This window comes from Pseudomonas sp. FBCC-B1667 (genome assembly GCF_059133255.1).
The window spans coordinates 956,475-980,460 of the sequence record NZ_CP101437.1; the positions used below are offsets into that span (position 1 = coordinate 956,475).

Sequence of the window (23,986 nt, forward strand, 5' to 3'; positions counted from 1 at the left end):
GCTCACTCCCACATTGGATTTGCGGTCAGCACAAAAAAAACGCGGCGCCTGTGAAGGCGTCGCGTTTTTTATTGCCGATCGATTTAGAAGTCCAACGCAACCCCTACATTAATCCCTTGCTGGGTAAAGTCATCATCCTTGCGAATGTTGTAGCTGGCGCGCAGTGCCAATTCCTTGGTGAGGTTGTGGCTCACCCCGAGGTTGACCCGGTTCAGGTTGGTTTGCGGGGTGTAGCCTTCCAGCGTGAACTGATTGTTTGGCAGGCTGTTGAGGTTGATCGCCACGTCCTGGCTATCGTCGTTGTACTCGCGCTCGTGAGCCACTTCACCGAACACCTGGGTTTGTGGGGTGATCTGGTATTTGCCCTGTAAACCGATGCCTAGGCGACGAGAAATACTCTCCTGATCGCCAAAGGTCAGCGCTGTGGAATCATTGCCGCCCTCTGAGTAGCCATCGACTTTGACTTTGGAGAAATCGGCGCTGACAAACGGCGACAGGTGCCAAGGGCTGCTGGCTTGCTGTGCGATGTCATAACCGATGCGGGCGCTGAAGGCTTCGACGAAGCCACTGGTGTCGCCTTTTTCGCTACGTTCGTTGGCGCCCAACTGGAATTTACGCTTGAGGCTGTCGTAGTCCAGATGCCCGGCGGTCAACGCCAGGTCCGCCCACACACGATTTTGCTGGTACTGGGCGAATGCGGTACCCAGGTACGTATTGAGCTTGTAGTCGGAGTCGTTTGTGCCGGCTTCGAGTTTCTGGTTATAGAAACCGGCGGCCACACCCACGCGCCAGGCATCGTCGAGGCGATAGCTGCCGCCGATGTTCAGGTTGTAACCATTGCCGTCGGCACTCGTGACGCTGTCCTGACCATCAAAGTCCTGATGCTGGCCACCGCCGGAAACAATGGCGCGCCACTGACCAACGTCCTGCCAGTTCTCCCAGTCGGCCAGCCATTGGTTGCGCAGTTCATCCTGGTGCGCGCGCAAGGTGCTTTGTGCCATTTGCGGCAGCAGCGTCAGCTCCCACGGCGCAGACAACAGCGAATACGCGTAATCGGCAATCAGGCGTTGCCCGGCTTCGGTCGGGTGGACCGAGTCGTTGTAGATCAGCTTGGTCGGGTCGGGTGTAGCGCTGTTGATGCCGTAACGGGCGTTCTCGGTGCAGCCGCTACCGCTGAAGCAGGTCGCGGTCAGGTTTTGGTCGGTCGCCAGGCCGAACTGCGCCGGGTTGGCGAAGGCTTCATTGAGCAACACCGGAATGTTCAGCGGGATCACTTCGGCATTGATGTTTTGCAGTCGGCTCACCAGTTCAGTGTTGAACTGGGCGCTGAGTTGTGAGGTGAATGCTTGCAGCGGGCTGCCGTTGATTGCGGGCGTCAGGCCGATGTCGGGCAGCAGCCAGACCATGATGTATTTGGCACCGGCGGTTTGCAGCGTCTGCACGCTGTTGGCCAGCCGGTCGGCGGCGGCGCTGGCCTGAGGCAGGCTGGTCACGCGCCCTTGCAGGAAGTCGTTACCGCCACCCGACAGGTAATACAGCGCGTTCGGATCGGCACGGAAGTTGTTCGACGGCAGGTATCCGGCACGAGTGCGATCACCGGTGGCGGAGGTGGTGGTGATCGAATCGAGAATCTGATCGGTACGATAACCGCCGACGGCCCAGTTGTTGCCGTCGGGTTGGCCATTGCTGGCGCGCACCGCCGAATTTGATGACGCCGTCTGGTCCGCGGTGTACCCCAGTTTTCCACCCAGTATTTGCGTGGAGTTAAGCGAGCGGATTTCGCCGCTGCCATCCAGATAAACCGGCCCCGTCCGGTTTGTGTAACGCTGAGTCGCCCCGGCAGGCCCGCCGGTGTCTGCAAAGGTGCCGGCATCGTTGAGGCTGTCGCCGAAGACGACAAAATTGGTGTAGGGATTCGGTGCGGCGTACGCCTGGGCGCAGGCCATGGCGAGCAAGCATCCCGCGAGCGGTACAAACAACGTCTGTTTGATCATGAGCAAGTCCGTTTATTTATTGTTTTAGGAGAACAAAACGACAGTACCAAAAACTTCCGGCCTTTTGCCATCCGTCGCGAAGCCTTTAAGAGTTTCGCGAGCAGCAGCCCCGGCCATATTGCACGCTCTGCCCAGCTAAGTTACTGTGCCGAGACGTATGAATGAGACCTTCCCCGTGTTGATCATCAGTAAACTCCTGGATCAAGTCATCAAGGCACACGCCCGCTGGCGTTGGCGCGCCTGAATTCTTTTGCCGGCCCTGCCGGACCTGTACCGCTTTGCCTTCGTTACCTGTTTGAAATGCCGCTTTGCTGGCGCTACCCCGGCACCTGACAAAGCGTAGCGCCCTGCGGGTAATTCATTCGAAGGCCATCTTTAAAGTCAGTGAATTCAAGAGGTTCAAAAACGCCATGTTGCTGATGATCGATAACTACGACTCCTTTACCTACAACGTTGTGCAGTACCTCGGCGAGCTCGGCTCCCAGGTAAAAGTCGTGCGCAACGATGAACTGACCATCGCTGAAATCGAAGCCCTCAACCCAGAACGCATCGTGGTGTCCCCCGGTCCTTGCACCCCGACCGAAGCCGGGATCTCGATTGAAGCGATCAAGCATTTCGCCGGAAAACTGCCAATTCTTGGTGTCTGCCTCGGCCATCAGTCCATCGGCCAGGCCTTTGGCGGTGATGTGGTTCGTGCCCGCCAAGTGATGCACGGTAAGACTAGCCCGGTATTCCACGAGGACAAGGGCGTGTTTGAAGGCCTGAATCGTCCATTGACAGTCACTCGCTATCATTCGCTGATCGTCAAGCGTGAAACGCTGCCCGATTGCCTGGAGCTGACGGCCTGGACCCAGCTTGAAGACGGCTCGGTCGACGAGATCATGGGCCTGCGCCACAAGACCCTGAACATCGAAGGTGTGCAGTTCCACCCTGAGTCGATCCTGACCGAGCAGGGCCACGAATTGTTCGCTAACTTCCTCAAACAAACCGGCGGCACGCGCTAAGGACTTTTCATGAACATCAAGACAGCCCTGGGCCGTATCGTCGATCACCTCGACCTCAGCACCGATGAGATGCGCGATGTGATGCGCGAAATCATGACTGGCCAATGCACGGATGCACAGATCGGCGCATTCATGATGGCCATGCGCATGAAGAGCGAGAGCATCGACGAAATCGTCGGCGCGGTGTCAGTCATGCGCGAGCTGGCAGACAAGGTCGAACTCAAAACCCTCGACGGCGTGGTCGATGTGGTCGGCACCGGCGGTGACGGTGCGAATATTTTCAACGTATCGACCGCTTCAGCTTTTGTGGTTGCGGCGGCCGGTTGCACCGTGGCCAAGCACGGTAACCGTGCGGTGTCGGGCAAAAGCGGCAGCGCCGATCTGCTGGAGGCGGCGGGCATCTACCTGAGCCTGACCCCGATTCAAGTCGCACGCTGCATCGACAATGTCGGTATTGGTTTCATGTTCGCCCAGACTCACCACAGTGCCATGAAGTACGCCGCCGGTCCGCGCAAGGATCTTGGCCTGCGTACCTTGTTCAATATGCTCGGCCCGCTTACGAATCCGGCCGGTGTGAAGCATCAGGTGGTGGGCGTGTTCAACCAGGCGCTGTGCCGGCCACTGGCCGAAGTCCTGCAGCGCTTGGGCAGCAAGCATGTGCTGGTGGTGCATTCGAAAGATGGCCTGGACGAATTCAGCCTGGCCGCGCCGACCTTTGTGGCGGAATTGAAGAACGACCAGATCAGCGAATATTGGGTCGAGCCCGAAGACCTGGGCATGAAGAGCCAGAGCCTGCACGGTCTGGCCGTGGAAAGCCCGGCGGCCTCGCTGGAGCTGATTCGCGATGCCTTGGGCAAACGCAAAACCGAAAGCGGTCAGAAGGCCGCCGAGATGATTATGCTCAATGCTGGTGCTGCGTTGTACGCCGCCGACCATGCAACCAGTTTGAAAGAAGGCGTTGCCCTGGCGCACGATGCGCTGCACACAGGCCTCGCTCGGGAGAAACTGGAGGAGTTGGGTGCATTTACCGCGGTATTTCGAGTGGAGAATGAGGGATGAGTGTACCGACGGTTCTGGAAAACATTCTGGCGCGCAAGGTCCAGGAAGTCGCCGAGCGTAGTGCTCGTGTGAGCCTGGCCGAGCTGGAAAGTCTGGCCAAGGCGGCCGATGCACCCCGTGGTTTTGCCCGGGCATTGTTGGCGCAGGCCAAGCTCAAGCAGCCAGCGGTGATTGCCGAAATCAAGAAAGCCTCTCCGAGCAAAGGTGTGATCCGCGAGAACTTCGTTCCCGCTGATATCGCCAAGAGCTACGAGAAGGGCGGCGCGACGTGTTTGTCGGTACTGACCGATATCGATTATTTCCAGGGTGCGGACGCGTATCTGCAACAGGCTCGGGCCGCATGCAAACTGCCGGTGATCCGCAAGGACTTCATGATCGATCCCTACCAGATCGTCGAAGCCCGTGCGTTGGGCGCCGATTGCGTGTTGTTGATCGTCTCTGCACTGGATGACGTGAAAATGGCCGAGCTGGCTGCCGTGGCAAAAAGTGTCGGCCTCGATGTGCTGGTGGAAGTTCACGACGGCGACGAGCTGGAGCGGGCCTTGAAAACCCTCGACACACCGCTGGTCGGCATCAACAACCGCAACCTGCACACGTTTGATGTCAACCTGGAAACCACCCTCGACCTGTTGCCGCGCATCCCTCGTGATCGCCTGGTGATTACCGAAAGCGGCATTCTCAACCGTGCCGATGTCGAGCTGATGGAAATCAGCGACGTGTATGCGTTCCTGGTGGGCGAGGCGTTCATGCGTGCCGAAAGCCCGGGGACCGAGTTGCAGCGTCTGTTCTTTCCGGAGCGCGGTACTGCGGTGAGTGGTTCGACACTCGACTGAAAAAGCTTCGCGGCTGGCTCGCTCCCACTGGAGATTGGATTTCAATGTGGGAGCGAGCTTGCTCGCGAAGGCGGCATAAGACGCACCATAGACTTAAGGTCCGACGGAATACCTTATGACCCTGATTACCTCCCTGGCCACCGAAGCCGGCCTGCTCGGCGAGCAGGATCTATTGGCCCATGTCTGCACCGGCGCCTCGGAATTCGCTCTGCTGTTCTGGCAGCCCAATGACCGCGCCTTGGTCATGCCCCGACGCCTGAATCGCTTACCCGGTTTTGAAGCAGCCTGCGAAGTCTCCGCCGCTGCCGGTTGGCCCGTGCTGTTGCGTGAAACCGGCGGTGAGCCAGTGCCGCAATCGGCGTCCACGGTCAACATCGCATTGGTCTATGCTCCGCCACGCAGCGAAGGCGACCAAAACCGCATCGAAACCGCCTATCACCGACTGTGCGATCCGATCTGTCAGTTACTGGATGAGCTGGGTGGTGTGTCGTCCCTCGGCGAAGTCGAAGGTGCGTTCTGTGATGGCCGCTTCAACGTCAACCTCGATGGTCGCAAGATGGTCGGCACTGCTCAACGCTGGCGCCAGAGCAAGGGCGGTACACGTCCGGTCGGGTTGGTACACGGTGCGTTGTTGCTGGATAACGAGCGGGAATCGATGGTTGCGGCGGTCAATCGTTTCAATGAAGCCTGCGGCCTGGATCAGCGAGTTCGTGCCGAAAGCCACATCGCCCTGCATGAGAAGTTCGCCGCGCCCGATGCGCTCGGGCGGCTCGACGCGCTTTATCGCCAATTGCTGGCAGACATGTTCAAGGCTTAGCGCGTACCGAAGACCACCATGGTCTTGCCTTTGACGTCCACCAGGTTGCGCTCTTCCAGATCCTTGAGCACGCGACCGACCATCTCACGCGAACAGCCGACAATCCGGCCGATTTCCTGACGGGTCACTTTGATCTGCATGCCGTCCGGGTGAGTCATTGCGTCCGGCTGCTTGCACAGTTCCAGCAGACAACGAGCGACGCGACCGGTCACATCGAAGAACGCCAGGTCACCGACCTTGCGCGTGGTGTTGCGCAGGCGCTGTGCGATTTGTCCGCTGAGGACGTAAAGAATGTCCGGATCTTGCTGGGACAGCTCTCGGAATTTTGCGTAGCTGATTTCCGCGACTTCGCATTCGATCTTGGCGCGCACCCAGGCACTGCGCGCCTGTTCCAGGCCAGCCTGTTCGAACAGACCCAACTCACCGAAAAAGTCCCCGGCGTTCAGGTAGGCGATGATCATTTCACGACCATCGTCATCCTCGATCAGGATCGTGACCGAGCCTTTGATGATGAAGAACAGGGTTTCCGAGCGATCGCCGGCACAAATGATGTTGCTCTTGGCCGCATAGCGACGGCGTTGGCAATGCATCAACAGCTTGTCGAGGTTTTTGATTTTGGGTATTGGGGTAATAGCAACCATGGTTGTATCCCGAAAAAACGTCACGGTGTGTGTTTGATTTTCTTATGGGGTGCCGACTACGGCCAAAGCAAAGCTGGCTATGCGCCAGCGGATTGGCGTCAGCTTAACAGACACTTCCTGCAATATTTGAGAATTTACCTACAGCGCAGAGGCTTGCGTCCTAGGAAGGCGAGGCACCGGCAATCAAGGGCCCTGTGCTAAGCTGGCGACCCTTTTTTAGACAGTGGAGTCTTGGCGATGAAGGCACGCATCCAATGGGCTGGCGAAGCCATGTTCCTCGGTGAATCCGGCAGCGGTCACGTCGTGGTCATGGACGGCCCGCCCGATGCCGGTGGTCGCAACCTGGGTGTCCGGCCGATGGAAATGCTCCTGCTCGGTGTCGGCGGTTGCAGCAATTTCGACGTGGTCAGCATCCTCAAAAAATCCCGCCAGGCCGTTGAAAGCTGCGAAGCCTTCCTCGAAGCCGAGCGCGCGACCGAGGACCCCAAGGTCTTCACCAGGATTCACATGCACTTCGTGGTCAAGGGCCGCGGGCTGAAAGAAGCCCAGGTCAAGCGCGCCATCGAGTTGTCGGCGGAGAAGTATTGCTCGGCCTCGATCATGCTCGGCGCCGCTGGCGTGGCGATTACCCACGACTACGAGATCATCGAACTCGGTTGAGCCGACATTCAACTATCATAAAAGCGGTGCAGACTCTGGCGAACCCAAGCTGACGTCTGCATAATGCGCCACTTTTTTCAGGGTAGTGGTCCGTCAACCGACAGGCCGCGCCCCCGAACAGACAACCAAAATCGCCATCGCGAAGAGGTGTTAACCGTCCTACGCAGGTGCGTTGTTCGCATTTGACGGGCATGCTTGATCACGCGGCCGGGCCGCAATACATAGAGAGTTTTTAACGGTGAAAAGCAAACTCAAGCTCCACGGGTTCAATAACCTGACAAAGACCTTGAGCTTCAACATCTATGACATCTGCTACGCGGAAACCCCGCAAGACCAACAGGCTTACGTTGAGTACATCAATAAAGAGTACAACGCGAAACGCCTGACGCAGATCCTCACGGAAGTTGTCGATATCATTGGTGCCAACATCCTGAACATTGCCAGTCAGGACTATGAACCACAGGGCGCCAGCGTCACGATTCTGATCTCTGAAGAGCCGGTAACCCCGACCGACAGCCAGATCGAAGAGTCCCCGGGCCCGCTGCCGGAAATTATCCTGGCCCACCTCGACAAGAGCCACATCACGGTGCACACCTACCCGGAAATCCATCCGGTGGATGGTATTGCGACGTTCCGTGTGGACATTGACGTGTCGACCTGTGGTGTCATCTCACCGTTGAAAGCGCTCAACTTCCTGATTCACCAGTTCGATTCGGACATCGTGACCGTGGATTATCGTGTGCGCGGTTTCACCCGTGACGTTGAAGGCAAAAAGCACTTCATCGACCACGAGATCAATTCGATCCAGAACTACCTGTCCGACGATACCCGCGACGCGTATCAGATGACCGACGTGAACGTGTATCAGGAAAACCTGTTCCACACCAAAATGCTGCTGAAAAACTTCGAACTGGATAACTACCTGTTCGGCGACGCCACCAGCAACCTGTCCTCTGAGCAACGTGCCCAGGTGACTGAGCGTGTGAAACACGAAATGCTCGAAATCTTCTACGCACGCAACATGGCGTAAGGTTCTCGAACACGAAAAAGGCGACTCCCTCACGGCAGTCGCCTTTTTTATTACTGAGCACGGTCACTGTCGGAGCTTCTTGCCTGCGAAGAGATCCTTTCAGGCAACCAAAGCATCAGATCCGATAAGTACTCTTGGTCATCACCTTGGCCAACAGACTCATCCCGAATTTCACCGGCGCCGGAAAACGGAACCCCCCGGCATCCAGCGCACTTTCCGCGTGATGCTCTTCATCAATGCGCATCTGCTCAAGAATCGCCCGGGACTTTTCGTCTTCCGCCGGCAATTGCTCCAGGTGTTCATTCAGGTGCTTGCACACTTGATGTTCAGTGGCGGCAACGAAACCGAGGCTGACTTTGTCGCTGATCAACCCGGCCACGGCGCCAATCCCGAACGACATGCCGTAGAACAGCGGGTTGAGAATGCTGGTATGGCTGCCCAACTGATGAATGCGTTGCTCGCACCAGACCAGATGGTCGGTTTCTTCTTCGGCAGCATGTTCCATGGCGGCGCGCACATGCGGGAGCTTGGCGGTCAGGGCTTGCCCTTGATACAACGCCTGGGCGCAGACTTCACCGGTATGGTTGATGCGCATCAGGCCGGCAACGTGCCGGGTGTCCTCATCGCTCAATTTTGCATCGGGCTGGACGATGGCCGGCGACGGGCGGTAAGGCTGGCCACTGAAGGGCAGCAGGGTGCGCATGGCGGCATCGGCTTGCAGCAGAAGACGGTCAATCGGCGAGTAGTGACGTTGGGTAGTCATGCTGACCTCCGGGAAAAATCTCGGCGGCCAGTTTAACCCAATCGGCCGGCGAAGGTTTGAGCTGGGTCATTCGGGAGTGGCTGGCCACTCCCTTGTAGAAGGCTTAAATCAGCCCGGCGGCCAGTGCATCTGGCGCTGACCCAGCACGTGCATATGAATGTGATAGACAGTCTGCCCACCTTCTTCATTGCAGTTCATGACAACACGGAAACCTTTTTCGCAACCCAGTTCCAGCGCCAGACGCTGCGCGGTGAACAGAATGTGCCCGGCCAGTGCCTTGTCGTCCTCGGTGAGGTCGTTAAGGGTGCGCACAGGTTTTTTCGGGATCACCAGAAAATGCACCGGTGCCTGTGGGGCGATATCGTGGAAGGCCAGTACCTGGTCGTCCTCGTAAATGATATTGGCCGGGATTTCCCGGTTGATGATCTTGGTGAACAGAGTATCCACAGCTGTTTTCTCCGTTGTTTTGGCTGGCCTGAGTGTACCCATGGTTTTACCGCAGGACCATTCAGCGTGGGCAGTAAACCTTGTTGACCATGCCGGCGATTGTCCGATTGAGCCAGCGCGAGCCGAGTCGGGGCAGAAAGGCGCGCCAGCGGTTGCGTCGGCCGGGGATGATGATGGCGCGATTTTTCTCCAGGGCGCGTACGGTATAGAGCGCCACTTCTTCAGGACTCATCAGCATTTTGCTGTCGATCAGTTTGCGGGTGTCCAATTGCGCGGTACGGAAGAAACCGGTGCGCGTCGGGCCAGGGCACAGCACCGAGACCTTGACCGCGCATTTCTTCAGTTCGACGCGCAAGCCTTCGGAAAAATGCAGCACGTACGCCTTGCTCGCGTAATAGGTGCTCATCCAGGGGCCGGGAAGGAACGCGGCGACCGAGGCAACATTGAGGATCTGACCGCCTCCCTGCAAAGCCATGGAGTTCCCGATGGCATGGCAGAGGCGGGTGAGCGCCAGGATGTTCACTTCGATCAGGTCCTGCTCGGTCATCCAGTCTTGAGCGAGAAAGGGACCGCAGGTGCCCATGCCGGCACAGTTGACCAGCAGATCAATCTGACGGTCACCTTCCTCCAGTTCCAGCAGAAAGCCCGACAGGCGTAGCGGCTCGCCAAGGTCACAGGCACGGAACAACACTTCCACGCCAAAACGTTGAGTCAGTTCAATCGCAATACTTTCCAGCTGATCACGCTGTCGGGCCACCAGAATCAGGCTGCGGCCACGGCGGGCCAGCGCTTCGGCCATCGCCAGGCCGATACCGCTGGAAGCGCCAGTGATCAGAGCGTAACGGGTCATGCAGTTCTCCATCGCAACAGCTCCGCGCCGCGACGCAGGTGTCACGGGCGGGGAGCGCTGTTTATTCTTTCGCAGAGTCTACAGGGGCCGGGGCTTCTTCGGCTTCATCGTCTGCAGAATCCGGTGCGGGTTCGGCCACTTCGGCCGGTTCGACTTCAACGTCTTCGGTGGTCACCGAGCCGCTGTCGTAGCTGCTTGCAGCAGTGCTTTCGTACTCTTCCTGAATCGCACTGAAACCGCCGGCCAGAGCTCCCACGATGACGATGGCGATAAACACAACCCACAACGAAGAAAGAACTTTGACCGCAGTGGTATTGGGCGGAGGTGGCGGGCCGTAGCGATTGGCGATGTTGGTGCCGGGAGCGACCATGATCACCAACGGGAAGAAACTGCCCACGAACGGGACGAGGTTCAACAGCCAGAGCCAGCCGGACCAGCCGATATCGTGCAAGCGCTGAACACTGAACTGGATGCTGACGACCGCGATCGCGATGAAAAGAATGAATGCAACCAGACCGCCGATGATCAAGCCTGCCGTTGAATCGGCACTGATGATGGCGAATGCCAGGATGGCCAGGACCGAACCGACGCCGAGCAAGACCAGGGTCAGGGCCATCGTCCAGGCCAGGTAACGCAAGCGGCCGATTCGACCTTCGACACTGAACGGCTTGAGTGTGGCGAACGCTGGCAGGCTTTCGCCGACGCTGGCCTGAGGCGGAGCGTAGGGGGAGGCTGGTTCGGCGAAGACAGGCTGGGGCCTGGCGGGAGCGTGTTCGTGCGCGTCGGCCAGGTTCAGCTCGATAGACGATTCGCTTTCGATCCGTGCATTGATGCCGGTTTTCGTCAGTGCCTGCAGGTAGATTTGTGCGTCGACGTGCGACAGATCCTGCTTGAGCGTGACGGTCTTGCCAGTGAACAGCCGTTCAACCGCAGCGACTTCACTTTTGTACAGCGCGGCGAGATTCTGCTTGGCGGTCGTGAGGTCGACGCCTGGCAGCAGAGCGCCGTCGAATACGATCTTGAAACGGTTTTCGCTCATTGCGAGGCATCCTTGTCGCGGGTGTTTGAGTTAGACAGTGTTACAGAGACAGAGTGTAAGGCCAGCCGGGTCGGGCTGCCCAAAACTTTCCTCTCAGCGCGGCCAGCGTTTTGGCAGCTGTGCCGCCAGATCCAGTGCCTTGCGGTATTCCGCGTCCAGCCGTGCGACCAATTGATCGACACTCGGCAAATCATCGATTTCCCCAACGCCCTGACCCGCAGACCACACGGTTTTCCAGGCTTTGGCTTCGTCGCTGACCGGTTTCAGTTTGGAACCGAAGTTGACCTCACCCTTGTTTTGCAAGGCCGCCATGTCGAAACCGGCGGCTTCCAGGCTTTGGCGCATGAAACTCGCCGGTATGCCGGACACTGCAGGAGTATGGATGATGTCCGCCGCTCTCGAAGTCAGCAGCATCTCTTTGTAAGCGTCAGGCGCATGACTTTCGGTGGTGCCGATAAATCGCGTACCGAAGTAGGCCAAATCCGCACCGAGTAATTGTGCGGCGAGAATCTCGTGACCGTGGTTCAGGCAGCCGGCCAGCAACAGCGTCTTGTCGAAGAACTGACGAATTTCGGCAATCAGCGAAAACGGACTCCAGGTGCCAGCATGGCCACCGGCGCCCGCAGCCACGGCGATCAACCCGTCCACACCTGCCTCGGCGGCTTTTTCCGCGTGGCGGCGAGTCGTCACGTCGTGGAACACCAGGCCACCATAGCTGTGCACGGCGTCGACCACTTCTTTCACTGCGCCCAGGCTTGTGATCACAATCGGCACTTTGTGCTCGATGCAGATCGCCAGGTCCGCTTGCAGGCGTGGGTTGCTGTTGTGGACGATCAAGTTGACCGCATAAGGGGCCGGGTTTTCCAGTGTCGCCAAGCCTGCCTCGATTTCTTCCAGCCAGGCTTTGAACCCGCTGCTCTCGCGCTGGTTGAGCGCGGGGAAACTGCCCACCACGCCATTACGGCAGCAGGCGAGCACCAATTGCGGATTTGAAATCAAGAACATCGGCGCAGCCACGACCGGCAGACGCAGACGTTGTTCGAGCAGAGCGGGCAGCGACATTGGAAGTACCCCGGTGAGTTGTGCGTATTGAAGTTAGAACGGCCGAACGACGACCAGAATGACGATAGCCAGCAATATCAGAACCGGAACTTCATTGAACCAGCGATAAAAGACATGGCTGCGGGTATTTTCGCCACGGGCAAAACGCTTCACCTGCGCGCCGCACATGTGGTGGTAGCCGATCAGGATCACCACCAGGGTCAGTTTGGCGTGAATCCATGCGCCTTGACTGAAGATACTCGGGTTGAGAGCGATCAGCGCGATGCCGAAGATCAGGGTGGCGATCATCGCCGGGCCCATGATGCCTCGGTAGAGCTTGCGCTCCATGACGCTGAAGCGTTCCTTGCTGACTGTGTCTTCACTCTGCGCGTGATAGACGAACAGGCGCGGCAGGTAGAACAGGCCGGCAAACCAGCAGACCATGCTGACGATGTGAAACGCTTTGAGCCACAAATAGAGCATTTTTAGTTATTCCCAGGTTCACGGTAGCCCGGATAGTAGAGGCTTGAGCGGCCGCACGTCACCTTGCCGGTTGTCGCAGGACGATACGCGCCCTATTATCGACGGCTTTCCAGTGGGTTCGTTGAGGGCAGGTTTATGGTCAAGGTCGGTATCGTCGGCGGCACGGGTTACACCGGTGTCGAACTGCTGCGTCTGTTGGCGCAGCATCCGCAAGCTGAAGTGGTAGTGATCACTTCCCGATCCGAGGCTGGCCTGGCCGTGGCCGACATGTACCCGAACCTGCGAGGCCATTACGACGGCCTGGCGTTCAGCGTTCCGGACATCAAGACACTGGGTGCCTGTGATGTGGTGTTCTTCGCCACACCGCACGGCGTTGCCCATGCCTTGGCGGGTGAACTGCTGGCAGCCGGGACCAAGGTCATCGACCTGTCGGCGGACTTCCGTCTGCAGGATTCTGTTGAGTGGGCCAAGTGGTACGGCCAGCCGCACGGCGCACCGGAACTGCTGGAAGAGGCGGTTTACGGCTTGCCGGAAGTCAATCGTGAGCAGATCAAGGAGGCTCGTCTGATCGCTGTGCCGGGTTGCTACCCGACTGCGACGCAATTGGGTTTCCTGCCGCTGCTTGAAGCGGGCCTGGCGGATACCACTCGCTTGATCGCCGATTGCAAATCCGGTGTCAGCGGAGCCGGGCGTGGCGCCTCTGTAGGCTCGCTGTACTCCGAGACGTCGGAAAGCATGAAGGCTTATTCGGTCAAAGGTCATCGTCACTTGCCGGAAATCCGCCAGGGGCTGCGTCGCGCAGCAGGCAAGGACGTCGGCCTGACCTTCGTTCCGCACCTGACGCCAATGATTCGCGGCATTCACTCGACGCTTTACGCGACCGTCGTGGATCGTTCGGTCGATCTGCAAGCGTTGTTTGAAAAGCGCTACGCCAACGAACCGTTCGTCGATGTAATGCCAGCCGGCAGCCACCCGGAAACCCGCAGCGTGCGCGGGGCCAATGTGTGCCGTATTGCCGTGCATCGTCCGCAGGAGGGTGATCTGGTGGTGGTGCTGTCGGTGATCGACAACCTGGTCAAAGGCGCGTCGGGTCAGGCTGTGCAGAACATGAACATCCTGTTCGGCCTGGATGAGCGCTTCGGTTTGTCCCACGCCGGCATGCTGCCATAAGACTCTGTCCCGGACAGCAAAAGGCCCATTCAGTGGGCCTTTCTGCATTCTGGCCTGACGGTTTGCTTGTTTGATATACCGTAACAATAGTTGACCAATTTTCTAGGAGAAGCGGATAATGCGCGTCATCACGCATTATGGCGGCGTAACGCCGGGAGATAGTCAGCATGAGCGTCGAATCCTTCACCCCCACGGCTTTGCAATTCACCCACGGTGCCGCGCACAAGGTGAAGAGTCTGGTCGATGAAGAGGGTAATGATCGCTTGAAGCTGCGCGTATTCGTTACGGGCGGCGGTTGTTCAGGTTTTCAGTACGGCTTCACCTTCGATGAAGAAGTGGCCGATGACGACACCATCGTCGAGCGCGAAGGCGTGAGCCTGGTCGTGGACCCGATGAGCTTCCAGTACCTGGCAGGCGCCGAGGTGGATTATCAGGAAGGTCTGGAAGGTTCGCGCTTTGTGATCAAGAACCCGAACGCCAGCACTACCTGTGGCTGCGGTTCTTCGTTCTCGATCTGATCGCACTTCAGCGCAATGCAAAACGCCGCAGAACCTTATGGGTTGTGCGGCGTTTTACTGTCTGGGGTTCAAGCGGGGTAGATCGCGCCGAGCACGCGCAGGCCACGTGCGCCGGTGACGCTTGGACGATTGGCGGCGATGCCTTCGAGGCAGCAATGGGCCAGCCAGGCGAAGGCCATGGCTTCAACCCAGTCGGGGTCTACACCATGAGAGGCGGTGCTGCTGACTTTCGCATTCGGCAGTAAGCCGGCCAAGCGCCTCATCAGGGTGGCGTTGTGCGCGCCGCCGCCGCAGACCAGCAGTTCTTGAGTGTTCAACTGGGCGTGTTGCAGTGACTGAACGATGGTCAGTGCGGTGAGTTCAAGCAGCGTGGCTTGCACGTCTTCGGCGGCAAAGGCAGGCAGTTTCGACAGGTGCTGTGTCAGCCAAGGCAGGTTGAACACTTCGCGGCCGGTACTTTTTGGGCCTTGGGTCACGAAGAAGGGATCGCTGAGCAATTCATTGAGCAGATCCGGTTCGACGTTGCCGCTGGCAGCCCATTGGCCGTCGCGATCGAAGTTGTCACCGCGCTGCTGGTGAATCCAGGCATCCAGCAGCACATTGCCCGGACCGCAGTCGAAACCCGCAACCGGCTGGCCGGGTTCAATCAGACTGAGGTTGCTGAATCCGCCCACATTCAACACCGCGCGATGACCTGCGCGTTCATCAAACAAGGCTTCGTGGAAGGCTGGAACCAGCGGAGCACCTTGCCCGCCTGCGGCCACATCGCGACTACGAAAGTCACTGACCACGGTGATACCGGTCAACTCGGTCAGCAGGGCAGGGTTGCCGATCTGCACGGTGAAGCCGCGTGCGGGTTCGTGGCGAATGGTCTGGCCGTGGCTGCCAATCGCACGAATGTCTTCGGGCGTGAGGTTTTGTTGATCAAGCAGGGAGTGAATGCCCTGAGCTGCCAGTTTTACCCAGTTTTGCTGGGCGATGGCAGAGCGGGCAATCTCGTCCGGGCCGCTGGCGCACAAGCCAAGCAGCTCGGTGCGCAGGGATTCTGGCATAGGGATGTAGTGCGTGGCGATCAGCTTGATCGCCGGGGAGAGCTCAACCAGTGCGATGTCCAGGCCATCGAGACTGGTTCCGGACATCACACCAATATAGAGCGTCATGGCTTAGCGCTTGCTCGAAGCCAGCAGGGTGGCCTTCTCTTGATCCATGCGCGCCATCAGTGGTTGGCTCTGCGCGAGGAAGCGTGAGCGTTCAGCCTTGGCGATCGGATCGGCCATTGGCAACTTCTGGCCTAGCGGGTCGACGTGAACGCCATTGACCTGGAATTCGTAGTGCAAGTGCGGGCCGGTGGAGAGCCCGGTGGTGCCAATGAAGCCGATCACCTGGCCCTGTTTAACCGTGCCGCCGGTCTTAACGCCTTTGGCGAAGCCTTGCATGTGGCCATACAGCGTGGTGTAGGTGGAGCCGTGCTGAATGATGACGGTGTTGCCATAGCCGCCGCGGCGACCGGCCAGCAATACTTTACCGTCGCCGGCAGCCTTGATTGGCGTGCCACGTGGTGCTGCATAATCAACGCCTTTGTGGGCGCGAATTTTGTTCAGGATCGGGTGCTTGCGGCCCATGGAGAATTTCGAACTGATGCGGGCGAAATCAACCGGGGTGCGGATGAACGCTTTGCGCATGCTGTTGCCGTCAGCCGTGTAGTAGCTGCTGTTGCCTTGTTTGTTGATGTAGCGCACGGCGGTGTAGGTCTTGCCGCGGTTGGTGAAGCGGGCGGAAAGGATCGGGCCGTTGCCGACGGCCTTGCCGTTGACAACTTTCTGTTCGTAGATCACATCGAACTCGTCACCCTGGCGAATATCCTGGGCGAAGTCGACGTCGTAGCCAAACACGCTTGCCATGTCCATGGTCAAACTGTGGGACAGGCCGGCGCGAGCGGCGGATTGCGACAATGAGCTGTTGATCACTCCATGAACGTAAGCGGAACGTACAGTGGGCTTGGCGGTGACGCGGTTGAACGCATAACCCTTGTCATTCTTGGTGAGGGTAATGCTTTCGACGTCGCTGATCTTGCTGTGCAGGTTGGTCAGTTGGCCTTCAGGGTTCAGTTCGAATTCGAGCTTCTGCCCATGTTTAAGCTGGCTGAACTGCTTGGCTTGCTTGTCGCTGGCGAGGACTTCATGCACCGAAGCGGCTGGCAGGCCGACTTTTTCAAACAGGGTGGAGAGCGTATCGCCTTTGGATACGATCACTTCCCTGTGGTTTGGAGCCTTCTTTTCTTCGACCACAGGCGCGGCCTGAGCGGTTTCCTGTGGTTCTTCGGCGGCGTTTTCGATCTGCGCAAAAGGGGAGGCCACGGGTTCATTTGTGGCTTGTGCGGCGTCAGCAGCGTCTTGTTCTTGTGACAGTTGTTCCGCAGGGCTTTCCAGTTCGAGACTCAGTGTGGTCTTTTTGGCTTCAACATCGCTGGATGGGAATACCAGAAGCGCCAGGCTCAGCAGGGCGGCGATGCCACTTGCTGCGAGCAGGTGGGTCTTCGGGTAAAGCGGTGGCGCTTTAGACGATTCTTTGGTCATAAGTGATATTTGACTTTGAAAAAAGATGAATTGGAAAAGATGAATGACATGATGAAGATGAAATAACTGTATAAAATATAACCAAATCATCTCTGAAGCAAGTCCGCGGACACTCTGCCGGCGGATTGGCGTCATTGCGCCGGCCAAACTTTGTATTTGACGCGTGATCTTGTATGGTTGGTCCCCTTTGAATTCGAGCCTTGCGGGTCTGTTATGAAGTCGGTTGAAGAGCAGCTAGCGCTGATTAAACGTGGTGCAGAAGAACTGTTGGTCGAGTCCGAGCTGATCGAGAAGCTCAAACGTGGCCAGCCGCTGCGTATTAAGGCTGGCTTCGATCCGACTGCGCCGGATCTGCACCTGGGTCACACCGTACTTATTAATAAGCTGCGCCAGTTCCAGGAGCTGGGGCATCAGGTGATCTTCCTTATCGGCGACTTCACCGGGATGATTGGTGATCCGAGCGGGAAGAGCGCGACACGTCCGCCGCTTACCCGTGAGCAGGTTCTCGAGAATGCCGAGACCTACAAGACTCAGGTCTTCAAGATTCTTGATCCGGCTAAAACCGAGGTTGCGTTCAACTCCACCTGGATGGATCAGATGGGGCCGGCTGATTTCATTCGTCTGACTTCGCAATACACGGTTGCTCGCATGCTCGAACGCGATGATTTCGACAAGCGCTATACAACCAATCAGCCAATCGCTATCCACGAATTCCTCTATCCGCTGGTTCAGGGCTATGACTCGGTTGCGTTGCGCGCGGATGTTGAGTTGGGTGGTACCGACCAGAAGTTCAACCTGTTGATGGGACGCGAGCTTCAGCGTGGATACGGTCAAGAGCCGCAGTGCATTCTGACTATGCCGTTGCTCGAAGGCCTGGATGGCGTGAAGAAGATGTCCAAGTCCTTGGGCAATTACGTCGGTATCCAGGAAGCGCCGGGTGTCATGTACAGCAAGCTGGTTTCCATTCCGGATGCGCTGATGTGGCGTTACTTCGAGTTGCTCAGTTTCCGCTCCATGGATGAGATCGATGCATTCCGTGCGGATGTAGAGGCTGGTGCGAACCCGCGTGATATCAAGATAAAACTGGCTGAAGAGATCGTGGCGCGTTTCCATGGTGAGGAGGCTGCGGCCAATGCTCATCGTGGGGCGGGCAATCGTATGAAGGAAGGCGAGCTGCCTGATGATCTGCCTGAGATCGAATTGACTGCTGCTGAAGATATGCCGATTGCGGCTGTTCTCAATAAGGCAGGGCTGGTGAAGAATTCGGCGGTGGCGCGTGATCTGTTGAATGCTGGTGGTGTACGTATAGATGGTGAGGTGGTTGATCGCGCCTTTATATACGTGCTGGGTGCCACGCACGTTTGCCAGGCGGGCAAGAAGGCATTTGCACGTATTACGCTGAAATCCGAGTAAAGCTGCAAACAGTGCTTGACGGCGAATTCTGGATGTCTATAATTCGCCCCACTTCCGGCGCAGTCGAAACGGAAAACTCCTTGGTAAACAATGAGTTACGAAGTTTTCGGCAGTGAGTGGCTTCAGTTCATCGAAGTCCGAAAGGAGTTGAAAAAGAGGTGTTGACAGCAGCGTGTAACGCTGTAGAATTCGCCTCCCGCTACCGAGTGATCGGAAGCGCAAGTGGTTGAAGTTGTTAGAGATTTCCAAGCGAAACTTTGAAAACTTCTGAAAATAACCGCTTGACAGCAACAGAGGCTGCTGTAGAATGCGCGCCTCGGTTGAGACGAAAGATCTTAACCAACCGCTCTTTAACAACTGAATCAAGCAATTCGTGTGGGTGCTTGTGGAGTCAGACTGATAGTCAGCAAGATTATCAGCATCACAAGTTACTCCGCGAGAAATCAAAGATGTAACCAACGATTGCTGAGCCAAGTTTAGGGTTTCTTAAAAACCCAAAGATGTTTGAACTGAAGAGTTTGATCATGGCTCAGATTGAACGCTGGCGGCAGGCCTAACACATGCAAGTCGAGCGGTAGAGAGAAGCTTGCTTCTCTTGAGAGCGGCGGACGGGTGAGTAATGCCTAGGAATCTGCCTGGTAGTGGGGGATAACGCTCGGAAACGGACGCTAATACCGCATACGTCCTACGGGAGAAAGCAGGGGACCTTCGGGCCTTGCGCTATCAGATGAGCCTAGGTCGGATTAGCTAGTTGGTGAGGTAATGGCTCACCAAGGCGACGATCCGTAACTGGTCTGAGAGGATGATCAGTCACACTGGAACTGAGACACGGTCCAGACTCCTACGGGAGGCAGCAGTGGGGAATATTGGACAATGGGCGAAAGCCTGATCCAGCCATGCCGCGTGTGTGAAGAAGGTCTTCGGATTGTAAAGCACTTTAAGTTGGGAGGAAGGGCATTAACCTAATACGTTGGTGTCTTGACGTTACCGACAGAATAAGCACCGGCTAACTCTGTGCCAGCAGCCGCGGTAATACAGAGGGTGCAAGCGTTAATCGGAATTACTGGGCGTAAAGCGCGCGTAGGTGGTTCGTTAAGTTGGATGTGAAATCCCCGGGCTCAACCTGGGAACTGCATTCAAAACTGACGAGCTAGAGTATGGTAGAGGGTGGTGGAATTTCCTGTGTAGCGGTGAAATGCGTAGATATAGGAAGGAACACCAGTGGCGAAGGCGACCACCTGGACTGATACTGACACTGAGGTGCGAAAGCGTGGGGAGCAAACAGGATTAGATACCCTGGTAGTCCACGCCGTAAACGATGTCAACTAGCCGTTGGGAGCCTTGAGCTCTTAGTGGCGCAGCTAACGCATTAAGTTGACCGCCTGGGGAGTACGGCCGCAAGGTTAAAACTCAAATGAATTGACGGGGGCCCGCACAAGCGGTGGAGCATGTGGTTTAATTCGAAGCAACGCGAAGAACCTTACCAGGCCTTGACATCCAATGAACTTTCCAGAGATGGATGGGTGCCTTCGGGAACATTGAGACAGGTGCTGCATGGCTGTCGTCAGCTCGTGTCGTGAGATGTTGGGTTAAGTCCCGTAACGAGCGCAACCCTTGTCCTTAGTTACCAGCACGTTATGGTGGGCACTCTAAGGAGACTGCCGGTGACAAACCGGAGGAAGGTGGGGATGACGTCAAGTCATCATGGCCCTTACGGCCTGGGCTACACACGTGCTACAATGGTCGGTACAGAGGGTTGCCAAGCCGCGAGGTGGAGCTAATCCCAGAAAACCGATCGTAGTCCGGATCGCAGTCTGCAACTCGACTGCGTGAAGTCGGAATCGCTAGTAATCGCGAATCAGAATGTCGCGGTGAATACGTTCCCGGGCCTTGTACACACCGCCCGTCACACCATGGGAGTGGGTTGCACCAGAAGTAGCTAGTCTAACCTTCGGGAGGACGGTTACCACGGTGTGATTCATGACTGGGGTGAAGTCGTAACAAGGTAGCCGTAGGGGAACCTGCGGCTGGATCACCTCCTTAATCGACGACATCAGCTGCTCCATAAGTTCCCACACGAATTGCTTGATTCATTGAAGAAGACGAAAGAAGCAGCCTGTATCGGTTTGTAGCTGAGTTGGTTAGAGCGTACCCCATGCTTTGTGGTTAAGAGCAGGGTGAGGTCGGCCTTAGTAGCTCGAAATTGGGTCTGTAGCTCAGTTGGTTAGAGCGCACCCCTGATAAGGGTGAGGTCGGCAGTTCGAATCTGCCCAGACCCACCAATTTTGTGTGGGAAACGCCTGTAGAAATACGGGGCCATAGCTCAGCTGGGAGAGCGCCTGCCTTGCACGCAGGAGGTCAACGGTTCGATCCCGTTTGGCTCCACCACTACTGCTTCTGTTTGTATAAAGCTTAGAAATGAGCATTCCATCGTTGAGATGGTGAATGTTGATTTCTAGTCTTTGACTAGTTCGTTCTTTAAAAATTTGGGTATGTGATAGAAAGATAGACTGAACGTTACTTTCACTGGTAACGGATCAGGCTAAGGTAAAATTTGTGAGTTGCTCTTAATTGAGTATTATCGAATTTTCGGCGAATGTCGTCTTCACAGTATAACCAGATTGCTTGGGGTTATATGGTCAAGTGAAGAAGCGCATACGGTGGATGCCTTGGCAGTCAGAGGCGATGAAAGACGTGGTAGCCTGCGAAAAGCTTCGGGGAGTCGGCAAACAGACTTTGATCCGGAGATGTCTGAATGGGGGAACCCAGCCATCATAAGATGGTTATCTTAAGCTGAATACATAGGCTTAAGAGGCGAACCAGGGGAACTGAAACATCTAAGTACCCTGAGGAAAAGAAATCAACCGAGATTCCCTTAGTAGTGGCGAGCGAACGGGGACTAGCCCTTAAGTGGCTTTGAGATTAGCGGAACGCTCTGGAAAGTGCGGCCATAGTGGGTGATAGCCCTGTACGCGAAAATCTCTTGGTCATGAAATCGAGTAGGACGGAGCACGAGAAACTTTGTCTGAATATGGGGGGACCATCCTCCAAGGCTAAATACTACTGACTGACCGATAGTGAACTAGTACCGTGAGGGAAAGGCGAAAAGAACCCCGGAGAGGGGAGTGAAATAGATCCTGAAACCGTATGCGTACAAGCAGTGGGAGCCCACTTTGTTGGGTGACTGCGTACCTTTTGTATAATGGGTCAGCGACTTATTTTCAGTGGCGAGCTTAACCGAATAGGGGAGGCGTAGCGAAAGCGAGTCTTAATAGGGCGTCTAGTCGCTGGGAATAGACCCGAAACCGGGCGATCTATCCATGGGCAGGTTGAAGGTTGGGTAACACTAACTGGAGGACCGAACCGACTACCGTTGAAAAGTTAGCGGATGACCTGTGGATCGGAGTGAAAGGCTAATCAAGCTCGGAGATAGCTGGTTCTCCTCGAAAGCTATTTAGGTAGCGCCTCATGTATCACTGTAGGGGGTAGAGCACTGTTTCGGCTAGGGGGTCATCCCGACTTACCAAACCGATGCAAACTCCGAATACCTACAAGTGCCGAGCATGGGAGACACACGGCGGGTGCTAACGTCCGTCGTGAAAAGGGAAACAACCCAGACCGTCAGCTAAGGTCCCAAAGTTATGGTTAAGTGGGAAACGATGTGGGAAGGCTTAGACAGCTAGGAGGTTGGCTTAGAAGCAGCCACCCTTTAAAGAAAGCGTAATAGCTCACTAGTCGAGTCGGCCTGCGCGGAAGATGTAACGGGGCTCAAACCATACACCGAAGCTACGGGTATCACTTAGGTGATGCGGTAGAGGAGCGTTCTGTAAGCCTGTGAAGGTGAGTTGAGAAGCTTGCTGGAGGTATCAGAAGTGCGAATGCTGACATGAGTAACGACAATGGGTGTGAAAAACACCCACGCCGAAAGACCAAGGTTTCCTGCGCAACGTTAATCGACGCAGGGTTAGTCGGTCCCTAAGGCGAGGCTGAAAAGCGTAGTCGATGGAAAACAGGTTAATATTCCTGTACTTCTGGTTATTGCGATGGAGGGACGGAGAAGGCTAGGCCAGCTTGGCGTTGGTTGTCCAAGTTTAAGGTGGTAGGCTGGAATCTTAGGTAAATCCGGGATTCTAAGGCCGAGAGCTGATGACGAGTGTACTTTTAGTACACGAAGTGGTTGATGCCATGCTTCCAAGAAAAGCTTCTAAGCTTCAGGTAACCAGGAACCGTACCCCAAACCGACACAGGTGGTTGGGTAGAGAATACCAAGGCGCTTGAGAGAACTCGGGTGAAGGAACTAGGCAAAATGGCACCGTAACTTCGGGAGAAGGTGCGCCGGTGAGGGTGAAGCATTTACTGCGTAAGCCCATGCCGGTCGAAGATACCAGGCCGCTGCGACTGTTTATTAAAAACACAGCACTCTGCAAACACGAAAGTGGACGTATAGGGTGTGACGCCTGCCCGGTGCCGGAAGGTTAATTGATGGGGTTAGCTAACGCGAAGCTCTTGATCGAAGCCCCGGTAAACGGCGGCCGTAACTATAACGGTCCTAAGGTAGCGAAATTCCTTGTCGGGTAAGTTCCGACCTGCACGAATGGCGTAACGATGGCGGCGCTGTCTCCACCCGAGACTCAGTGAAATTGAAATCGCTGTGAAGATGCAGTGTATCCGCGGCTAGACGGAAAGACCCCGTGAACCTTTACTATAGCTTTGCACTGGACTTTGAATTTGCTTGTGTAGGATAGGTGGGAGGCTTTGAAGCGTGGACGCCAGTTCGCGTGGAGCCAACCTTGAAATACCACCCTGGCAACTTTGAGGTTCTAACTCAGGTCCGTTATCCGGATCGAGGACAGTGTATGGTGGGTAGTTTGACTGGGGCGGTCTCCTCCTAAAGAGTAACGGAGGAGTACGAAGGTGCGCTCAGACCGGTCGGAAATCGGTCGTAGAGTATAAAGGCAAAAGCGCGCTTGACTGCGAGACAGACACGTCGAGCAGGTACGAAAGTAGGTCTTAGTGATCCGGTGGTTCTGTATGGAAGGGCCATCGCTCAACGGATAAAAGGTACTCCGGGGATAACAGGCTGATACCGCCCAAGAGTTCATATCGACGGCGGTGTTTGGCACCTCGATGTCGGCTCATCACATCCTGGGGCTGAAGCCGGTCCCAAGGGTATGGCTGTTCGCCATTTAAAGTGGTACGCGAGCTGGGTTTAGAACGTCGTGAGACAGTTCGGTCCCTATCTGCCGTGGACGTTTGAGATTTGAGAGGGGCTGCTCCTAGTACGAGAGGACCGGAGTGGACGAACCTCTGGTGTTCCGGTTGTCACGCCAGTGGCATTGCCGGGTAGCTATGTTCGGAATAGATAACCGCTGAAAGCATCTAAGCGGGAAACTAGCCTCAAGATGAGATCTCACTGGGACCTTGAGTCCCCTGAAGGGCCGTCGAAGACTACGACGTTGATAGGTTGGGTGTGTAAGCGCTGTGAGGCGTTGAGCTAACCAATACTAATTGCCCGTGAGGCTTGACCATATAACACCCAAGCAATTTGACTACTCGAAAGAGCATCAGATTGCGGTGTGTGAAGACGAAATGAACCGAAAGTTCGACGCTCACAAAACACCGAAAGCTGTCACATACCCAATTTGCTG

At 56.4% G+C, this 23,986-nt stretch carries 19 protein-coding genes, 2 tRNA genes and 2 rRNA genes; 13 read left to right on the plus strand and 10 right to left on the minus strand.

Translation table 11 applies throughout. From position 1 onward, the window contains the following. Positions 1 to 83 precede the first annotated feature (83 nt). Positions 84 to 1,994, minus strand: a complete 1,911-nt coding sequence (gene estP / locus NL116_RS04165) for an esterase EstP (RefSeq protein WP_494376135.1) — start codon at positions 1,992 to 1,994, stop codon at positions 84 to 86. Positions 1,995 to 2,404: 410 nt separating this feature from the next. Between estP and NL116_RS04170 the strand changes: the two genes are divergently transcribed. The 4 genes from NL116_RS04170 (at position 2,405) to NL116_RS04185 (ending at position 5,707) form a co-directional block, all read left to right on the plus strand. Further along, positions 2,405 to 2,998, plus strand: a complete 594-nt coding sequence (locus NL116_RS04170; RefSeq protein ID WP_007906885.1) for an aminodeoxychorismate/anthranilate synthase component II — start codon at positions 2,405 to 2,407, stop codon at positions 2,996 to 2,998. Positions 2,999 to 3,007: 9 nt separating this feature from the next. After that, positions 3,008 to 4,057, plus strand: a complete 1,050-nt coding sequence (trpD, locus tag NL116_RS04175) for an anthranilate phosphoribosyltransferase (protein ID WP_494376136.1) — start codon at positions 3,008 to 3,010, stop codon at positions 4,055 to 4,057. After that, a complete protein-coding gene (gene trpC / locus NL116_RS04180; protein ID WP_494376137.1) occupies positions 4,054 to 4,890 on the plus strand; it encodes an indole-3-glycerol phosphate synthase TrpC in 837 nt (278 codons plus the stop codon). The genes trpD and trpC overlap by 4 nt, the downstream gene beginning before the upstream one ends. A 115-nt stretch (positions 4,891 to 5,005) precedes the next feature. Continuing rightward, entirely contained in the window at positions 5,006 to 5,707 is a 702-nt protein-coding gene (locus NL116_RS04185) for a lipoate--protein ligase family protein (protein ID WP_494376138.1), read from the plus strand. Here the strand turns inward: NL116_RS04185 and crp are convergent. Beyond that, positions 5,704 to 6,348 carry a cAMP-activated global transcriptional regulator CRP gene (gene crp, locus NL116_RS04190; protein WP_027926750.1) on the minus strand — a complete coding sequence of 215 codons (645 nt, stop codon included), beginning with the start codon at positions 6,346 to 6,348 and terminating at the stop codon, positions 5,704 to 5,706. The two genes, NL116_RS04185 and crp, sit on opposite strands and share 4 nt — an antisense overlap. Before the next feature lie 237 nt (positions 6,349 to 6,585). Between crp and NL116_RS04195 the strand changes: the two genes are divergently transcribed. Beyond that, positions 6,586 to 7,008, plus strand: a complete 423-nt coding sequence (locus NL116_RS04195; RefSeq protein WP_007994936.1) for an OsmC family protein — start codon at positions 6,586 to 6,588, stop codon at positions 7,006 to 7,008. 238 nt (positions 7,009 to 7,246) lie between these two features. Continuing rightward, positions 7,247 to 8,038, plus strand: a complete 792-nt coding sequence (gene speD / locus NL116_RS04200; RefSeq protein ID WP_027926751.1) for an adenosylmethionine decarboxylase — start codon at positions 7,247 to 7,249, stop codon at positions 8,036 to 8,038. A gap of 115 nt (positions 8,039 to 8,153) precedes the next feature. Here speD and coq7 read toward each other — a convergent pair whose 3' ends face one another. From coq7 to hemJ, 6 genes are all read right to left on the minus strand, one after another. Further along, positions 8,154 to 8,801, minus strand: coding sequence for a 2-polyprenyl-3-methyl-6-methoxy-1,4-benzoquinone monooxygenase (gene coq7, locus NL116_RS04205; RefSeq protein WP_494376139.1), 648 nt, complete (start codon positions 8,799 to 8,801; stop codon positions 8,154 to 8,156). A 108-nt stretch (positions 8,802 to 8,909) separates the two neighbouring features. Then, entirely contained in the window at positions 8,910 to 9,248 is a 339-nt protein-coding gene (locus tag NL116_RS04210; RefSeq protein ID WP_494376140.1) for a histidine triad nucleotide-binding protein, read from the minus strand. 61 nt (positions 9,249 to 9,309) lie between these two features. After that, positions 9,310 to 10,098 carry an SDR family NAD(P)-dependent oxidoreductase gene (locus NL116_RS04215; protein ID WP_494376141.1) on the minus strand — a complete coding sequence of 263 codons (789 nt, stop codon included), beginning with the start codon at positions 10,096 to 10,098 and terminating at the stop codon, positions 9,310 to 9,312. A gap of 61 nt (positions 10,099 to 10,159) precedes the next feature. Beyond that, entirely contained in the window at positions 10,160 to 11,137 is a 978-nt protein-coding gene (locus NL116_RS04220) for a DUF805 domain-containing protein (protein WP_494376142.1), read from the minus strand. Between the two features lie 93 nt (positions 11,138 to 11,230). Next, on the minus strand, positions 11,231 to 12,199 hold the full coding sequence (locus NL116_RS04225) for an NAD(P)H-dependent flavin oxidoreductase (protein WP_494376143.1): 969 nt from the start codon (positions 12,197 to 12,199) through the stop codon (positions 11,231 to 11,233). Between the two features lie 33 nt (positions 12,200 to 12,232). Further along, positions 12,233 to 12,661 carry a protoporphyrinogen oxidase HemJ gene (gene hemJ / locus NL116_RS04230; RefSeq protein WP_027926757.1) on the minus strand — a complete coding sequence of 143 codons (429 nt, stop codon included), beginning with the start codon at positions 12,659 to 12,661 and terminating at the stop codon, positions 12,233 to 12,235. Positions 12,662 to 12,796: 135 nt separating this feature from the next. Between hemJ and argC the strand changes: the two genes are divergently transcribed. Together argC and erpA are read left to right on the plus strand one after the other, a co-directional pair. Then, a complete protein-coding gene (gene argC, locus NL116_RS04235; protein WP_494376144.1) occupies positions 12,797 to 13,831 on the plus strand; it encodes an N-acetyl-gamma-glutamyl-phosphate reductase in 1,035 nt (344 codons plus the stop codon). A 167-nt stretch (positions 13,832 to 13,998) separates the two neighbouring features. Then, on the plus strand, positions 13,999 to 14,349 hold the full coding sequence (erpA, locus tag NL116_RS04240) for an iron-sulfur cluster insertion protein ErpA (RefSeq protein ID WP_007947969.1): 351 nt from the start codon (positions 13,999 to 14,001) through the stop codon (positions 14,347 to 14,349). Between the two features lie 68 nt (positions 14,350 to 14,417). On the opposite strand, the gene NL116_RS04245 is transcribed toward erpA, so the two are convergent. Then, entirely contained in the window at positions 14,418 to 15,509 is a 1,092-nt protein-coding gene (locus NL116_RS04245; protein ID WP_494376145.1) for an anhydro-N-acetylmuramic acid kinase, read from the minus strand. A 3-nt stretch (positions 15,510 to 15,512) separates the two neighbouring features. Then, positions 15,513 to 16,925 carry a peptidoglycan DD-metalloendopeptidase family protein gene (locus NL116_RS04250; RefSeq protein ID WP_494376146.1) on the minus strand — a complete coding sequence of 471 codons (1,413 nt, stop codon included), beginning with the start codon at positions 16,923 to 16,925 and terminating at the stop codon, positions 15,513 to 15,515. A 213-nt stretch (positions 16,926 to 17,138) separates the two neighbouring features. Between NL116_RS04250 and tyrS the strand changes: the two genes are divergently transcribed. From tyrS to NL116_RS04275, 5 genes are all read left to right on the plus strand, one after another. Next, entirely contained in the window at positions 17,139 to 18,338 is a 1,200-nt protein-coding gene (gene tyrS, locus NL116_RS04255; RefSeq protein WP_494376147.1) for a tyrosine--tRNA ligase, read from the plus strand. 506 nt (positions 18,339 to 18,844) lie between these two features. After that, a 16S ribosomal RNA gene (locus NL116_RS04260) occupies positions 18,845 to 20,381 on the plus strand. A 162-nt stretch (positions 20,382 to 20,543) separates the two neighbouring features. After that, positions 20,544 to 20,620: transfer RNA gene (locus tag NL116_RS04265), tRNA-Ile, on the plus strand. A 30-nt stretch (positions 20,621 to 20,650) separates the two neighbouring features. Beyond that, positions 20,651 to 20,726: transfer RNA gene (locus tag NL116_RS04270), tRNA-Ala, on the plus strand. Positions 20,727 to 20,975: 249 nt separating this feature from the next. Beyond that, positions 20,976 to 23,867: ribosomal RNA gene (locus tag NL116_RS04275) — 23S ribosomal RNA — on the plus strand. Together the 16S and 23S rRNA genes with 2 tRNA genes alongside form the textbook arrangement of a ribosomal RNA operon. Positions 23,868 to 23,986 lie beyond the last annotated feature (119 nt).

Excerpts from the sequence above, each read along its gene's own strand:
- NL116_RS04220 (WP_494376142.1), bottom strand. The coding sequence starts at position 11,137 with ATGAGCGAAAACCGTTTCAAGATCGTATTCGACGGCGCTCTGCTGCCA.
- erpA (WP_007947969.1), top strand. The coding sequence starts at position 13,999 with ATGAGCGTCGAATCCTTCACCCCCACGGCTTTGCAATTCACCCACGGT.
- crp (WP_027926750.1), bottom strand. The coding sequence starts at position 6,348 with ATGGTTGCTATTACCCCAATACCCAAAATCAAAAACCTCGACAAGCTG.
- NL116_RS04250 (WP_494376146.1), bottom strand. The coding sequence starts at position 16,925 with ATGACCAAAGAATCGTCTAAAGCGCCACCGCTTTACCCGAAGACCCAC.
- NL116_RS04195 (WP_007994936.1), top strand. The coding sequence starts at position 6,586 with ATGAAGGCACGCATCCAATGGGCTGGCGAAGCCATGTTCCTCGGTGAA.
- NL116_RS04170 (WP_007906885.1), top strand. The coding sequence starts at position 2,405 with ATGTTGCTGATGATCGATAACTACGACTCCTTTACCTACAACGTTGTG.
- hemJ (WP_027926757.1), bottom strand. The coding sequence starts at position 12,661 with ATGCTCTATTTGTGGCTCAAAGCGTTTCACATCGTCAGCATGGTCTGC.
- coq7 (WP_494376139.1), bottom strand. The coding sequence starts at position 8,801 with ATGACTACCCAACGTCACTACTCGCCGATTGACCGTCTTCTGCTGCAA.
- NL116_RS04185 (WP_494376138.1), top strand. The coding sequence starts at position 5,006 with ATGACCCTGATTACCTCCCTGGCCACCGAAGCCGGCCTGCTCGGCGAG.
- NL116_RS04225 (WP_494376143.1), bottom strand. The coding sequence starts at position 12,199 with ATGTCGCTGCCCGCTCTGCTCGAACAACGTCTGCGTCTGCCGGTCGTG.
- trpC (WP_494376137.1), top strand. The coding sequence starts at position 4,054 with ATGAGTGTACCGACGGTTCTGGAAAACATTCTGGCGCGCAAGGTCCAG.
- trpD (WP_494376136.1), top strand. The coding sequence starts at position 3,008 with ATGAACATCAAGACAGCCCTGGGCCGTATCGTCGATCACCTCGACCTC.
- NL116_RS04245 (WP_494376145.1), bottom strand. The coding sequence starts at position 15,509 with ATGACGCTCTATATTGGTGTGATGTCCGGAACCAGTCTCGATGGCCTG.
- argC (WP_494376144.1), top strand. The coding sequence starts at position 12,797 with ATGGTCAAGGTCGGTATCGTCGGCGGCACGGGTTACACCGGTGTCGAA.
- estP (WP_494376135.1), bottom strand. The coding sequence starts at position 1,994 with ATGATCAAACAGACGTTGTTTGTACCGCTCGCGGGATGCTTGCTCGCC.
- tyrS (WP_494376147.1), top strand. The coding sequence starts at position 17,139 with ATGAAGTCGGTTGAAGAGCAGCTAGCGCTGATTAAACGTGGTGCAGAA.
- NL116_RS04215 (WP_494376141.1), bottom strand. The coding sequence starts at position 10,098 with ATGACCCGTTACGCTCTGATCACTGGCGCTTCCAGCGGTATCGGCCTG.